Source organism: Nguyenibacter vanlangensis (genome assembly GCF_013376155.1).
Classification (GTDB): Bacteria; Pseudomonadota; Alphaproteobacteria; order Acetobacterales; family Acetobacteraceae; genus Gluconacetobacter; species Gluconacetobacter vanlangensis.
Genome location: NZ_JABXXP010001053.1, coordinates 1 through 763 on the forward strand (window position 1 = coordinate 1; position 763 = coordinate 763).

1 protein-coding gene is annotated in these 763 nt (G+C 70.9%); it reads left to right on the forward strand.

The features are described from left to right. A partial coding sequence (locus tag HUK84_RS21155) for an ABC transporter substrate-binding protein (RefSeq protein ID WP_246285818.1) occupies positions 1-763 on the forward strand: 763 nt, incomplete at both ends.

Here is a 763-nt window from a genome sequence, read left to right on the forward strand (position 1 = left end):
GGGCACGCCGGTCCGGCTGGTGCTGTCCTGGTTCGCGCAGGCCGAGGTCGGCGGCTTCTACCAGGCCCTGGCCCGCGGCTATTACGCCGATCGCGGGCTGGACGTGCGCATCGCCATGGGCGGCCCGCAGGTCAACGCCATGCAGCTTCTGCTGGCCGGCCAGGCCGATTTCGCCACCGGGTACGATTTCCAGACCCTGCGCGGCATCGCTGCCGGCATGCCGTTGCTCACGGTCGCGGCCTCCTTCCAGCACGACCAGCAGGGGCTGATGACGCATGAATCCGTCACCGCCCTGGCCATGCTGCGCGGCCACCCGATCCTGATCGCCGGCACCGCCCATGCCACCTTCTGGCCCTGGCTGCGCGCCCGCTACGGGTTCAGCGACGCCCAGCTCGGCGCCTATACCTTCAATCTCCAGCCCTTCTTCCACGACCCGGCGATGGCGGTGCAGGCCTATGCCTCCTCCGAGCCGTACCAGGCCGCGCTGCACGGCGTCCCCGTCCGCTTCTTCCCCTTCGCCGCCATCGGCTATCCGCCCTACGGCACTCCGCTGCTGACCACGCGCGCCTTCGCGGCGGCGAACGATTCGCTGACGGCGGATTTCGTGGCGGCCTCCCTCGCGGGATGGCGCGACTATCTGCGCGCGCCGGAAATCGGCAACGCCCTGATCAAGAAGGACAATCCCCGCATGACCGACGGACAGCTCGCCTTCGGCGTGCGCGGGCTCGCCGCCACCCGCGCCGTGGACGGCGGCGACGCCGCG